This is a genomic window from Sphingomonas sp. Leaf17 (genome assembly GCF_001421505.1).
GTDB lineage: Bacteria > Pseudomonadota > Alphaproteobacteria > Sphingomonadales > Sphingomonadaceae > Sphingomonas.
On record NZ_LMKL01000001.1, the window covers coordinates 840,717 to 854,481 of the forward strand.

14 protein-coding genes are annotated in these 13,765 nt (G+C 67.9%); 11 read left to right on the forward strand and 3 right to left on the reverse strand.

Annotation, left to right across the window (positions count from 1 at the left end):
* Positions 1 to 72: 72 nt before the first annotated feature.
* The 3 genes from plsY (at position 73) to topA (ending at position 4,481) form a co-directional block, all read left to right on the forward strand.
* Complete coding sequence (plsY, locus tag ASE75_RS03890) at positions 73 to 684, forward strand: glycerol-3-phosphate 1-O-acyltransferase PlsY (protein ID WP_055928916.1); 612 nt, start codon at positions 73 to 75, stop codon at positions 682 to 684.
* Positions 681 to 1,778, forward strand: a complete 1,098-nt coding sequence (dprA, locus tag ASE75_RS03895) for a DNA-processing protein DprA (protein ID WP_055928919.1) — start codon at positions 681 to 683, stop codon at positions 1,776 to 1,778. The genes plsY and dprA overlap by 4 nt, the downstream gene beginning before the upstream one ends.
* An 87-nt stretch (positions 1,779 to 1,865) precedes the next feature.
* A complete protein-coding gene (gene topA / locus ASE75_RS03900) occupies positions 1,866 to 4,481 on the forward strand; it encodes a type I DNA topoisomerase (protein ID WP_055928922.1) in 2,616 nt (871 codons plus the stop codon).
* A 132-nt stretch (positions 4,482 to 4,613) separates the two neighbouring features.
* On the opposite strand, the gene ASE75_RS03905 is transcribed toward topA, so the two are convergent.
* Entirely contained in the window at positions 4,614 to 4,910 is a 297-nt protein-coding gene (locus ASE75_RS03905) for an SEL1-like repeat protein (RefSeq protein WP_055928925.1), read from the reverse strand.
* 75 nt (positions 4,911 to 4,985) lie between these two features.
* Positions 4,986 to 5,834, reverse strand: a complete 849-nt coding sequence (gene panC, locus ASE75_RS03910; RefSeq protein ID WP_055928928.1) for a pantoate--beta-alanine ligase — start codon at positions 5,832 to 5,834, stop codon at positions 4,986 to 4,988.
* A gap of 78 nt (positions 5,835 to 5,912) precedes the next feature.
* Here panC and ASE75_RS03915 point away from each other — a divergent pair, with 78 nt between their 5' ends.
* The 8 genes from ASE75_RS03915 (at position 5,913) to ASE75_RS03950 (ending at position 12,868) form a co-directional block, all read left to right on the forward strand.
* On the forward strand, positions 5,913 to 6,719 hold the full coding sequence (locus tag ASE75_RS03915) for a division plane positioning ATPase MipZ (protein WP_055928931.1): 807 nt from the start codon (positions 5,913 to 5,915) through the stop codon (positions 6,717 to 6,719).
* A gap of 13 nt (positions 6,720 to 6,732) precedes the next feature.
* Positions 6,733 to 7,005, forward strand: coding sequence for a J domain-containing protein (locus ASE75_RS03920; protein ID WP_055928934.1), 273 nt, complete (start codon positions 6,733 to 6,735; stop codon positions 7,003 to 7,005).
* 46 nt (positions 7,006 to 7,051) lie between these two features.
* Positions 7,052 to 8,437, forward strand: coding sequence for a phosphoglucomutase/phosphomannomutase PgmG (gene pgmG, locus ASE75_RS03925; RefSeq protein WP_055928937.1), 1,386 nt, complete (start codon positions 7,052 to 7,054; stop codon positions 8,435 to 8,437).
* Between the two features lie 28 nt (positions 8,438 to 8,465).
* Positions 8,466 to 8,972 (forward strand): PH domain-containing protein, encoded by a 507-nt coding sequence (locus ASE75_RS03930; RefSeq protein WP_082463775.1) that lies wholly within the window; start codon positions 8,466 to 8,468, stop codon positions 8,970 to 8,972.
* A 100-nt stretch (positions 8,973 to 9,072) separates the two neighbouring features.
* Positions 9,073 to 9,834 carry an exonuclease domain-containing protein gene (locus ASE75_RS03935; RefSeq protein WP_055928940.1) on the forward strand — a complete coding sequence of 254 codons (762 nt, stop codon included), beginning with the start codon at positions 9,073 to 9,075 and terminating at the stop codon, positions 9,832 to 9,834.
* Between the two features lie 51 nt (positions 9,835 to 9,885).
* Positions 9,886 to 11,394 carry a sensor histidine kinase gene (locus ASE75_RS03940; RefSeq protein ID WP_055928942.1) on the forward strand — a complete coding sequence of 503 codons (1,509 nt, stop codon included), beginning with the start codon at positions 9,886 to 9,888 and terminating at the stop codon, positions 11,392 to 11,394.
* Positions 11,391 to 11,840 carry a response regulator gene (locus tag ASE75_RS03945; protein WP_055928947.1) on the forward strand — a complete coding sequence of 150 codons (450 nt, stop codon included), beginning with the start codon at positions 11,391 to 11,393 and terminating at the stop codon, positions 11,838 to 11,840. Before ASE75_RS03940 ends, ASE75_RS03945 begins: the two co-directional genes overlap by 4 nt.
* Positions 11,837 to 12,868, forward strand: a complete 1,032-nt coding sequence (locus ASE75_RS03950) for a sensor histidine kinase (protein WP_055928950.1) — start codon at positions 11,837 to 11,839, stop codon at positions 12,866 to 12,868. The genes ASE75_RS03945 and ASE75_RS03950 overlap by 4 nt, the downstream gene beginning before the upstream one ends.
* Positions 12,869 to 12,947: 79 nt before the next feature.
* On the opposite strand, the gene ASE75_RS03955 is transcribed toward ASE75_RS03950, so the two are convergent.
* On the reverse strand, positions 12,948 to 13,679 hold the full coding sequence (locus ASE75_RS03955; protein ID WP_055929463.1) for a class I SAM-dependent methyltransferase: 732 nt from the start codon (positions 13,677 to 13,679) through the stop codon (positions 12,948 to 12,950).
* Positions 13,680 to 13,765 lie beyond the last annotated feature (86 nt).

Here is a 13,765-nt window from a genome sequence, read left to right on the forward strand (position 1 = left end):
GTCCGGTCGACATTGATCCATGACGTTTGCGCCTGCGCAACCTTGGGTTATAAAGGGAACACGGGGGGCCTTTTGCAGACTGAAATCATCTGGATCGCACCGACGCTGTCGTTGCTGCTCGGCTATGTGCTGGGGTCGATTCCGTTCGGGATCATCCTGACGCGCGTCGCCGGGGCCGGCGACCTGCGTCAGATCGGGTCGGGCAACATCGGCGCGACCAACGTGCTGCGCACCGGCCGCAAGGGGCTGGCGGCGGCGACCCTGTTGCTGGACATGCTGAAGGGCGTGGCGGCGGTGCTGATCGTCGCGCACGTCTGGCCGGGCAACGCGCCGCTGGCGGCCGCTGCCGCGTTCCTGGGGCATTGCTACCCGGTCTGGCTGGGCTTTCGCGGCGGCAAGGGGGTGGCGACGCTGATGGGTATCGTCGTCGCGCTGCACTGGCCGATCGGGGTGGTCTATGCCGTCGTCTGGCTCGGACTGCTGGCGTCGTTGCGGATTTCCTCGCTGGCCGGGATCACGGCGGCGATCAGCGCGCCGGTCGCGGCGGCGGTATTCGGCCGGTTCGACCTGGTCCTGCTGCTCCTTGCGCTGGCGCTGATCGTGTTGTGGAAACACGGTGACAATCTGGGCCGGCTGCTGGATGGGACCGAGCCGCGGATCGGGCGCAAAAAGGACCGGGCGTGATCGAGGCGGATCTCGCCCGGCTTCGCCTGATCCGAACGACCGGCATCGGCCCGGTCACCTATCGCCAGCTGATCGCGCGCTTCGGCGATGCCGCCAGCGCGATCGCCGCCCTGCCGATGCTGGCCCGGCGCGGCGGCGGCAACGCCCCCGCCCTGCCCGACCGCCACGTCATCGAACGCGAGATGGCGGCGACCGCGAAACTGGGCGCGCGGTATCTGTTCATCGGTGATCCCGACTATCCCCCGCTGCTGACCGAACTGGAAAACGCGCCGCCGGTCATGACCTGTCGCGGGGACATCGCGCTGGCGATGCGCCCCTGCGTGGCGATCGTCGGCGCGCGCAACGCGTCGGCCGCCGCAGTCCGGTTCGCGCGCGAACTGGGCCATGCGCTCGCGGAGAGCGGGACGACGGTGGTGTCGGGACTGGCGCGGGGCGTCGACACCGCCGCGCATGTCGGCGCGCTGGGCGCTGGAACCGGCCCTGGCGGCGGCACGATCGGCGTCATCGCCAGCGGCATCGACATCGTATTCCCACCGGAAAACCGCGAGCTTCAGGACCACGTCGCCAATGACGGCCTGCTGATCGCCGAACAGCCGCCGGGCACCGAACCGCGCGCACGCCTGTTCCCCTATCGCAACCGGATCATCGCCGGGCTGGCGCGCGGCACGGTGGTGGTGGAGGCGGTACCGAAATCCGGCTCGCTCATCACCGCACGACTGGCGGCGGAGGCCGGGCGCGAGGTCATGGCCGTGCCCGGCAGTCCGCTCGACCCGCGCGCGCAAGGGTGCAACCTGCTGATCCGCGAGGGCGCGACCCTGATCCAGACCGCCGACGACATCCTGGAACAGATCCGGCCGATCGACCCACGGAGCGTTCGGGCACCGTCCGGCAGCTATGCCGGCCCCCCGCCCGAGGACGCGAGCGAGCGCGATCGAACGCGGGTCGCCGCGCTGCTCGGCCCCGTCCCGGTCAGCGTCGACGAACTGGTGCGCCAATCGGGATCCGCGCCGGCGATCGTCCAGACCGTGCTGCTGGAACTGGAACTCGCCGGCCGGCTGGAGCGTCACGCCGGGGGGCGGGTCAGCCTGTCCTGAACCCGTCGCCCCTACCGCCACCGGCTTGACGCGGCTAAAGGCGACCCGTCATCCTCGCGCGTACACGTAAGGACGCTTTAGAACACCATGCAGCTTGTCATCGTCGAATCGCCCGCCAAGGCGAAGACCATCGAGAAATATCTTGGCTCGGATTACCGGGTTCTCGCCAGCTATGGGCATGTCCGCGACCTGCCGCCGCGCGACGGCTCCGTCGATCCCGATGACGGTTTTGCGATGTCGTGGGAAAACTACGCCGACAAGACCAAGCAGCTGAAGGCCATCGCCGACCTGTCGAAGACCGCCGACCGCCTGATCCTCGCGACCGATCCGGATCGCGAGGGCGAGGCGATCAGCTGGCATGTGCAGGAGGTGCTGCGGGGCCGCAAGGCGCTGCCCAAGGACGTGCAGCGGGTGACGTTCAACGCGATCACCAAGGCGGCGGTGACGACCGCGATGGCGAACCCGCGCGAGCTGGATACCGACCTGATCGACGCGTATCGGGCGCGCCGGGCGCTGGATTATCTGGTCGGTTTCACCCTGTCGCCGGTGCTGTGGCGCAAGCTGCCCGGCGCCAAGTCGGCAGGGCGCGTCCAGTCGGTCGTGCTTCGGATAATCGTCGACCGCGAGCGCGAGATCGAATCGTTTACCGCGCAGGAATACTGGTCGGTGACGGCCGGCATGGAGCATGACGGCACGCCCTTCACCGCGCGGATGGTGCAGTGGGACGGCAAGAAGCTCGACCGGCTGTCGATCGGCAACGAGGGCGATGCGCTGGCCGCCAAGAAGGCGGTCGAGGATGGCCGCTTCAGCGTCCAGAGCGTCGAAACGAAGCCTGCCACCCGCAACCCGCCGCCGCCTTTCACGACCTCGACGTTACAGCAGGAAGCCTCGCGGAAACTGGGCTTTTCCGCCGATCACACGATGCGGATCGCGCAGAGCCTGTATGAGGACGGCGCGATCACCTATATGCGGACCGACGGCGTGCAGATGGACGGCAGCGCGATTTCCGCCGCGCGCCTCGCCGTCGCCAACCGCTACGACGCGTCCTATGTCCCCGACAAGCCGCGCCAGTACCAGACCAAGGCCAAGAACGCGCAGGAAGCGCATGAGGCGATCCGTCCGACCGATTTCGCCAAGGACAAGTCGGGCAGCGGTGATCACGCCCGGCTGTACGACCTGATCTGGAAGCGCGCGCTGGCCAGCCAGATGGCGTCGGCGCGGCTGGAGCGGACCGCGGTCGAGCTGGCCGACGGCACCGGGCGCAACGTGCTGCGCGCGACGGGCCAGGTCGTTCTGTTCCCCGGCTATCTCGCGCTGTACGAGGAAGGCACCGACGATACGGCGGACGAGGATGCCCGCCGCCTGCCGCGCATGCGCGAGGGCGACGCACCGGCCAAGAAATCGGTCAACGCCGAGCAGCATTTCACCCAGCCGCCACCGCGCTTTTCCGATGCGACCATCGTGAAGCGGATGGAGGAACTGGGGATCGGTCGTCCGTCGACCTATGGCTCAATCGTCAAGACGCTAAAGGATCGCGGCTATGTGAAGCTGGAGAAGAACCGCTTCCATGCCGAGGAATCAGGCCGGCTGGTGACTGCGTTCCTCGAACGGTTTTTCCAGAAATACGTCGAGTACGACTATACCGCCGAGCTGGAGGAGGAACTGGACGATGTGTCGGGCGGCCGGGCCGAATGGCAGGCCGTACTCGAAGCGTTCTGGCGCGATTTCAAGCCGCGCACGTCCGAGGTGATGGAGCAGAAGCCGTCCGAGGTGACCGCCGAACTCGACATCTTCCTTGGCGGCTATCTGTTCCCCGACAAGGCGGACGGCGGCGATCCGCGCCTCTGCCCGAACTGCGGCGAAGGACGCCTCGCGCTGCGCGGCGGCAAGTTCGGCGCGTTTATCGCCTGCTCCAATTACCCCGAGTGCAAATATACCCGCCGCTTCGCGCAGCCGGGTGGCGATGGCACCGAGGATACCGGGCCGGAGACGATGGGCAAGGACCCGGAAACCGGCCTGCCGATCGAGCGCAAGTCGGGGCGGTTCGGACCTTACATCCAGCTGGGCGAGGGCAAGGAGGCCAAGCGCGCGTCGATCCCCAGGGATATCGGTGAACTCGACCTGGAATGGGCGCTGAAGCTGCTCAGCCTGCCGCGTACGGTCGGGACGCATCCCGAAACCGGCGAGCCGATCATCGCCGCGATCGGCCAATATGGGCCGTATCTGAAGCACGCCGGCAAATATGCCCGGCTGCAATCGACGGCGGACGTGTTCGAGACGGGGATGAACGCGGCGGTGGTCAAGCTGGCCGAGGCGGCGGCGGGCGGCGGGCGACCGGCGCGCGGCGCTGCGCGCGAGCCGCTGAAGGTGCTGGGCAAGCATCCGCGCACCGAGCTTGAGATCAAGCTGATGGAGGGGCGCTACGGTGCGTACGTCACCGATGGCGAGACCAATGCAACGATCCCCAAGTCGATCGCGCAGGACGCGCTGACGCTGGAGGAAGCCGCCCAGTTGATCGACGACCGCGCGGCCGCGGCACCGCCCAAGAAGAAAAAGGCCGCGCCCAAGAAAGCGGCGGCGAAGAAGGCACCGGCAAAGGCTGAGGGCAAGACGGCGGACGCGAAGACGCCGGCCAAGAAGCCAGCGGTCAAAAAGCCGGCGGCAAAGAAGGCCGTAGCCAAGGTTGGGAAGGCGGCGGAGTAAGCCGCCGGCCGATCGTTCTCCTGCGGATGCAGGAGCCCGGGGTCAAACGGGCAATCGCTCGTGGCTCCGGGTTTCTGCGTCCGCAGGAACCCGGATGTTCCTTGAGCGTGCCGTCACACCACAAGCGCCGCTTTAAGCCGCCCGGCGTTGCGTCAGCGCCAGCCAGGCCCGCGCCTGACGCTGCGCCTCGGCAACCTGACGCGCGGTCATGTCCTCGGCGATTTCGGCGCGACATTCCTGCGCCGCCTCGGACCCGCTGACCGCGGCAAGGTTGAACCATTTGTGCGCCTCGATCATGTCGACGCCCACCCCCGCCGTCCCGGTCGAATAGGCGATGCCGAGTTCGTACAGGGCGGTCGCATCACCCCGCGCGGCGTCGCGCAGTCGGCTTTCGATCAGGAATTGCGCACTTCTCAGGCTGCTGCCCATTGTCGCCCCCGTTGTCGCATCATTGCGATTCGGAGGGATAGCGCGAGGCCTGTCACCAAATGGTTAATGGTGCCGTTAACCCTGCCCGGGGCCGGCAACCGCGATATTGTCGATCAGCCGCGTCGCTCCCATCCGCGCCGCCGCCAGCAGACGACGGGGGCGATCGGGCGACGCAGGCCCCAATGTCTCGGCGTCGACCAGCTCGACATAATCGACCGCGAAGCCCGCCGCGTTCAACGCGACGATTGCGTCGTTCACCACGCTGGCCGCATCCTCGCCGCGCGCGATCGCCCGCGCCGCGACGCCCAGCGCGCGCGGCAACGCGACCGCCTGACGCCGCTGGTCGTCGTCGAGATAGATGTTGCGCGACGACAGGGCGAGGCCATCATCGTCGCGCTGCGTCGGCACGCCGACGATCTCGACACCCATGTCCAGATCCGCAACCATGCGCCGGATGACGGCGATCTGCTGGAAATCCTTTTCACCGAAATAGGCGATGTCGGGCGCAACCTGCCCAAACAGCTTGGCGACGACGGTGGCGACCCCGTCGAAATGGCCGGGCCGCGAAGCCCCGTCCAGCCCGTCGCTCACCCCCGACACCGATACCGTTGTCGCAAAGCCATCGGGATACATCTCCTCGACCGCAGGCGCCCAGAGCAGGTCGCAGCCGGCATCGGTCAGCATCCGCGCATCGGTCGCCTCTCGCCGGGGATAGCGCGCCAGGTCCTCGTTCGGGCCGAACTGTTTCGGGTTGACGAAGATCGACGCGACGACGCGCGTGCCCTGGCGCTTGGCGGCCTCGATCAGCGCGATATGCCCGGCGTGCAGCGCGCCCATGGTGGGCACGAGCGCGATCCGGCTACCCTCTGCGCGCCAGGCGGCGACCTGTTCGCGCAAGGCATCCCGTCGACGGATGGTGAGCACGCGATTTTCCCCCTTATTCCCCGAGGCCGGGGCTTCTATGGAGGGTAACGTTCTTCGGCAACACAGGAAGCGACAAAATTGACCAAGGGTCCGGGCGAACCCCATGTGATTGTCTTCGCCAATGAAAAAGGCGGAACGGGCAAGTCGACGACGGCGGTGCATGTCGCCATCGCGCTGGCGGCCAAGGGTGCGCGCGTCGCGGTGCTCGATCTCGATCATCGTCAGCGCACCGTGGGGCGCTATCTCGACAATCGCAGCGAGACGATCAAGCGGACCGGCGCGTCCCTGCCGATGCCGGCGCACGCCACCCATGACGGCGAAACCGAATCGGTGTTCGAGGATCTGTGGGGGTCGCTCAGCGCGAACGCGGACTATCTGATCGTCGATACGCCCGGCCGCGACGATTATTTCGCGCGCACCGCCGCCACGCTGGCCGACACGCTGGTCACGCCGATGAACGACAGCTTCGTCGATTTCGACCTGATCGGCCAGGTCGATCCCGAAACGTACAAGGTCACCCGCCCAAGCTTCTATTCGGAACTGGTGTGGGACATGCGCAAGACGCGCGCGCGCGCCGACGGGGCGACGATCGACTGGGTCGTGCTGCGCAACCGGTTGCAGCATATCGAGGCGCGCAACATGCGCCGCGTGTCGGATGCGCTGGGGCAACTGGCCAAGCGGGTCGGTTTCCGGATCATCCCCGGCCTTGGCGAACGCGTAATCTACCGCGAACTGTTTCCCGCCGGCCTGACCATGATCGACTCGGGCCAGTTCGGGGCGATGGGGCTGGGCCATGTCGCCGCGCGGCAGGAACTGCGCGAGATGATGGCAGGCCTCTCGCTGCCCGAACATACGCCCGAGCAGCCCGGGATGGCGGCCGCATGACGACGGTGGGCGCATGAAATGGATCATCGCTGCGGCGATCATCTACATCGTCTGGCGCTATCTGCGACCGACGCCCAGGCGGGTGCCCGCGCGCCCCTATGCGCAGGTCGCCGACGAGGCGGAGGCGCGCGCGATCCTTGGCGTTGGCATGGATGCCGATGCGCTGGAAATCCGCGCCGCGCACCGCCGGCTGGTGGCCGCCGTCCACCCCGATCGCGGCGGATCGTCCGACGAGGCGCGACGGGTCAACGCGGCGCGCGACCTGTTGCTGCCCCGCAACGGCTGATCCGCCGGCGATGTCGGACGATCACGACGTTTCAGGAAACCGTTTCATGCGCCATGTCTTCGATCCGTCCGTCCTGCGCGAATATGACATTCGCGGCACCGTCGGCCGGACGCTGGGCACCGCCGACGCCACCGCGATCGGTCGCAGCTTCGCCACCCGCCTGCGCCGGGCCGGCGGTCGGCGGGTCGTGGTCGGCTATGACGGCCGGACGTCGTCGCCCGCGCTGGAGGCGGCACTGGTCGCCGGGCTGACCGCCAGCGGCGTCGACGTCGTCCGCATCGGCATGGGGCCATCGCCGATGCTATATCATGCCGAAGCGACACTGGAGGTCGACGGCGGCATCCAGATTACCGGCAGTCACAATCCGGCCGACGACAACGGCTTCAAGATGATTATCGGCCACGCGTCGTTCTTCGGTGCGGATATCCACGATCTGGCGCGGCTGGCGGCGGCCGGCGATTGGGAAGAGGGAAGCGGCGACGTCACGCAGGCCGATGTGATGGACCTGTATGTCGGGCGGCTGATGGCCGGCTATGGCGGCGGCGCGTACCGGATCGGCTGGGACGCGGGCAACGGCGCGTCCGGCCCGGTCATCGAGACGCTGGTGCAAATGCTGCCGGGGGACCATCACCTGCTGTTCACCGAGGTCGACGGCCGGTTCCCCAATCATCATCCCGACCCTACGCAGGAACCCAATCTTGCCGATCTCAAGCGGCTTGTCATCGAAAAGTCGCTCGACTTCGGCTTCGCGTTCGATGGCGACGGCGACCGGATCGGCGCGGTCGACGGGTCCGGCCGGGTCGTCTGGGGTGACCAGCTGCTCGCGATCCTGGCCGAACCGGTACTGCGCGAACTGCCCGGCGCGACGATCATCGGCGACGTGAAGTCGAGCCAGGGCCTGTTCGACCGGGTCCGCGACCTTGGCGGGGTGCCGCTGATGTGGAAGACCGGGCACAGCCTGATGAAGACCAAGATGCAGGAAACCGGTGCACCGCTGGGCGGTGAGATCAGCGGGCACATGTTCTTCGGCCATGAATATTACGGCTTCGACGACGCGCATTACGCCGCCGTCCGGCTGATCCGTGCGATCCACCTGTCGGGCCAGTCGCTGGCGGCCCTGCATGATGCGCTGCCCGCCTGGATCAACACGCCGGAAATCCAGATCCGGGTCGGGTCGCAGGACAAATTCGCGGTGATGGCCGGCATCCTCGACCGGCTGGCCGCGTCGGATGCGGTCGTCGACCGGACCGACGGCGCGCGTGTCACCACCGAGGACGGCTGGTGGCTGTTGCGCGCGTCGAACACGCAGGACGTGCTGACCGCGCGAGCCGAGGCGAGGGATGCCGCCGGGCTGGCCCGCCTGCTGGATGCGGTCGATGCGCATCTGGTCGCGGTCGGGTTGGAACCCGCCCGCCGGCCGGCGCATGGTTGATCAACAGCGGAACGGAAGGACAGCGCCCATGCGACGACGGTTCGACTGGCGGTCAGGCGATGACGCGGCGGACGCCCCCCGGTCGGGCGGGGAGCGCACACTCGACACGTTCCGGGGGTCGACTGCACGGTGGCTGGTCGGCAGCCTTGCCGGCTGGGGCACGTTGCTGCTGTGTCTGGTCGGCGTCGGGCTGGTCATCGTCGCCGCGCGCTGGCTGCAGAATTTGGGGGCGTCGTTCGTCGTGACCGACCAGAGGCTGATCGTCCGGCGCGGCGTGTTCCTGAAGACCATCGACGAGATCGAACTGTACCGAATCAAGGACGTGCGGATCGGCTATTCGCTGCTGAACCAGCTGGCCGGGATCGGCACGCTGACGCTGACCTCCAGCGACCCGACCACCGTCGGGGCCGCGTTCACGATTCGTGACGTGCCCGATGCGATCGCCCGGCGCGAGGAACTGCGCGATCTGGTCGAGGCCGCACGGCGGCGGCGCGGGGTGCGCGAGATGGATTTCGATTCCGGCGGGCTGGCGTAGGCATTCTCAGCGCCCGATTCGTCCGCCCCGCCCCCAGACACACAATATCCCCGCACTTTTCCCGCTGGCACTCTGCCCGCCCCTCCCCCAGATAGGGTCCATGCCTCCCCCCGCCCCGCAGATCGTCCGCGTCATCGACCTTGAAACGACCGGTTCAGCCCCGCCCGCGCACGGCGTGTGCGAGATCGGCTGGCAGGATGTGGCGCTGGGCGCCGATGGCCGCTGGGAAATCTATGGCGAGGGCGGGAGCATGCTCATCAACCCCGGCCGCGCGATCCCGCCGGTGACGCAGGCGATCCACCATATCCGCGACGAGGATGTCGCCGATGCGCCGTGGTGGCACGATGCCGCCCGCGCCAAGCTCGACCCCTGGCCGCGCCGGCTGGCGCTGGCCGCGCACCGCGCCGATTTCGAGCAGCAGTTCTGCACGCCGGCGCTGACCCGGTCGGCCGACTGGATCTGCACCTGGAAATGCGCGCTGCGGGTGTGGCCGGACAGCCCGAGTTTCTCGAATCAGGTGCTCCGCTACTGGCGCAAGCCCGAGGGGATCGACCATGAACGCGGCCTGCCCGCTCACCGCGCCTTCCCCGACGCCTATGTCACCGCGTTCCACCTGCGCGACCTGCTGAACGCGGCCAGCCTGGCGCAGCTGATCGAATGGTCGCGGACACCCGGCCTGATCCCGCGCGTCCGCTACGGTCCTGATCGCGGCAAGGAGTGGTGCGAGATCGACCATGAATCGCTGATGGGTTTCCTGACCGATCGCGATCCCGACATTCGTTTCACCGCCAATGCCGAGATGGATCGGCGCAGCGGCGGCGGTCATGTCGGCCGCGCCAGCGCGCAGGATCGGCTGCTCTAGGGCAGCGTACGATCACTGGCATAAATCGTCATCGTGCCGTAACGACCGCCCATGCCCAAACGCCTTGCGACCCTGCCTCTTTCCGACAGCCTGTTCGGCCGGTTTCTGGTCGCCTGCATGACGCTCGGCTTCATCGCGCTGATCGCGACCGCCGCCGTCGCGTGGTGGGTCAGCGAGCGCAACGAACGCTATGTGGCGGCGGTCAACCACACCTACCGCGTTGAAAACATGATCGGCGACGTCCACCGGCTGGTCGAGCAGACCGAGACCGCGCGACGTGGCTTCATGCTCAATCCCGATCCGGCGTTCATGACCAGCTTTGCCGAGGCGCGATCGAGGCTGGCCCCGACGCTGAACACGCTGGCGCGGCTGACCGGGGACAATGCGGTGCAGCGCCGGGCGCTGGCCACGATCCGCGCCGATCTGGCGCAACTGGCCCGCCAGCACGAGGCCAGCAACGCCCTGGTCCGGCGCGGCGACACGGCGGCGGCGGTCGCGCTGTTCCGGGTCGACACCGGGGTCCGGGTGATCCGTGACCTGCGCCGTGTATTTCGCGGCATGCTGGTCGAGGAGCGCCGGCTGCTGACGCTGCGCGATGCCGAGCAGCGGACCGGGCAGCGGGCCTTCTACGTCGTGCTTGTCGTGGCGGTCACCCTGCTGATCCTGCTGGCGCTCGCCTCGCTGCTCACGGTGCTGCGCTACACCCGCGACCTGACGCAGTCGCGCGAAACGCTGCGCGCGCTGAACGACACGCTGGAACTGCAGGTCACGACCCGTACCGCCGACCTGAGCCGCGCGAACGAGGAAATTCAGCGTTTCGCCTATATCGTCAGCCACGACCTGCGATCGCCGCTGGTCAACGTGATGGGCTTCACCGCCGAGTTGTCGGCCGCGACCGATGCGATGGCCGGGCTGATCGACCGGGCGGAGGCGACCGCGCCGGACATCGTGACCGAGGATGCCCGGCTGGCGGTGCGCGAGGACCTGCCCGAGGCGATCGGCTTCATCCGCGCCTCGACCCAGAAGATGGACCGGCTCATCAACGCCATCCTGAAACTGTCGCGCGAGGGGCGGCGGACGATCGCGCCCGAACCGCTCGACGTCGCCGCCCTGGTCGACGGCATCGCCGACACGATGCACCACCGAATCGTCGAACGCGACGTGACGCTGACCGTGGCGCGGCCGATTCCCGCCATCGTCAGCGACCGGCTGGCGATCGAACAGATCCTGTCGAACCTGATCGAGAATGCGGTCAAGTATCTGAAACCCGGCGTGCCCGGCGAGATCACCGTGTCGGGCACGGCGGAGGGCGGCCGGGTGATCCTGTCGGTTGCGGACAATGGCCGCGGCATCGACCCGCGCGACCACGCCCGCGTGTTCGACCTGTTCCGGCGATCGGGCGCGCAGGACCAGCCCGGCGAGGGCATCGGTCTGGCGCATGTCCGCGCGCTGGCCTATCGCCTCGGCGGAACGATCGACGTCGCCAGCACCCTTGGCGAAGGGGCGACATTCCGGCTCAACCTGCCAAAAACCCTGACCCTGCGGGAAAACGCATCATGAACGATTACAAATCCGTCAGCATTGTCATGATCGAGGACGACGAGGGTCACGCCCGCCTGATCGAGAAGAACATCCGCCGTGCCGGCATCTCGAACGAGATCACCCATTTCCTCGATGGCACCACCGCGCTCGATTACCTGTTCAACGCGGCCGATGGTCCGGCGAAGAACGGTCCCGCGCTCGTCCTGCTCGACCTGAACCTGCCCGACATGAGCGGAACCGACATCCTGGTGAAGATCAAGGCCGAGGACAGCCCGCTGAAGCGAACGCCCGTCGTTGTGCTGACCACGACCGACGACAAGGTCGAGATCCAGCGCTGCTACGATCTGGGCTGCAACGTCTACATCACCAAGCCCGTGAACTACGAGAGCTTCGCGGTCGCGATCCGTCAGCTTGGGCTGTTCCTGTCGGTCATCCAGGTCCCCGACCTTGAGGATAACGGATGAGCGGACCCGCCGTCCTCTATATCGACGACGACGACGGCCTCAGGCGGCTGGTGGCGCGGGCGCTTGCCCGGCGCGGCTATACCGTGACGATGGCCGCGCGCGGCGACGAGGGCGTGGCGCTGGCCCGCGAGCAGTTCTTCGATCTGGTCGCGGTCGACCATTACATGCCCGGCCTGAACGGGCTGGAGACGATGGCCGCGCTGCACGCGCTGCCCGTGCCGCCACCGGTGGTGTACGTCACCGGGTCCGAGGAAACGCAGGTCGCGGTCTCCGCGCTGAAGGCCGGGGCGGCCGACTATGTGGTGAAGACGATCGGCGACGATTTCTTCGACCTGCTGGCCGCAACCTTCGCGCAGGTGTGCGAGAAGGCCGAGCTGGAGCGCGGCAAGGCGGCGGCCGAGGCGGAATTGCGCGCCAGCAACGCCCGGCTGGAGGCGTTGCTGGGCGAGGTGAACCACCGCGTCGCCAATTCGCTGCAACTGGTCACCGCGATGGTCCGGCTGCAATCCGCGGCACTCGACGACGGCCCCGCCCGGGCCGCCCTGGAGGATACACAGCGCCGGATCGCGGCGATCGCGCAGGTCCACCGCCGGCTGTACACCAGCAACGACGTCGAAAGCGTCGATATGCAGGAATATCTGGGCGCGCTGGTCGAGGAGCTGGCCGAAACCTGGTCGACCGACGCGGCGCCGCGCGCACTGACGCTGGCCGCCGAACCGATCCGCCTGCCGACCGATCGTGCGGTGTCGCTGGGCGTGATCGTCACCGAACTGGTCACCAACGCCTGCAAATACGCCTATCCGGGTGGGGCGGGCGAGGTGCGGGTCGGCCTGCACCGGATCGACGACGACTTCTTCCTGCTGGCGGTCGAGGACGACGGCTGCGGCATCGCCGACGGGACCGTGCCCAAGGGTACGGGCCTTGGCACCAAGCTGGTCCGGGCGATGGCGCAGAGCCTGCAGACGGCGATCGAATATGAACCCCGCACGACCGGCGTGCGCGCGACCCTGCGCGCGGCGGTGCGATAGCGGGCCTTGCCAGACCCACTCCTGTTTCCCCGCGCGGGCGGGGGAACAGGGGCCTTGTATCCAGACCGGATGCGCGCCCTTACGGCTTGCGGAACTTGTAGACGAACTGATCGGTCTTGCCGCGGATTGCCGGGTCGAAGACGTTCTTGCTGTGGTCGTCGGCCGGATTGCGCAGCACGCGCGATTCGCCGACGAAGGTGAAGCCGGCCGACGTCACCTGGCGCTTGACCGCCGCCGGGTCAATCCGGTGCGTGGTTTCGGTGCCGGTCATCTCGCTGCCCGGCTTGTCGGCATGGTCGATGATGACATAGGTGCCGCCATGCCTGAGCATGCGGAACACCGCCGCGTCGAACGCGCGCAACGCCGGTTCGCCCGCACCCTTGTTGGGGATGTCGTGATAGTTCTGCACGGTCCAGACCAGATCGACCGGGACCGGCGCGGTCGGCAGGTTGGTCGCCTGAACCTCCGCCGTCACATTGGCGAGGCCGCGGCCTTTGAGCGCTGGCAGCGATTTCTCGGCATAGCGCGCGCCCGCCACCGGCCACAGCGCGAAGACGCGCCCCTTTGGTCCGACGACGCCGGAAAAGATCCGGGTCCAGTAGCCCGAACCCGGCAGGTAATCGACGACGGTCTGTCCGGGCTTCAGGCCGGAAAAGGCGACCACGGCCGCCGCCTGTCGCCGGGCGTCGTCGCCCTGCTGATCGGCGCGGACCGGATCGGCGAGCGCGCGCGCGACCGGCGAGGGTATCGTCTGCGCCGGGGTGGCCGCGGCCACCACCGCGCAGGCCGCAACGGCGATCAGGGCCTTCATCATGTCCGTCTCCCATCACCGCGTGGTCGCGGCACCATGGCGGGCATGATGGCCGAGGCGGCGGCGGCGCGTCGAGCGGAAAATGC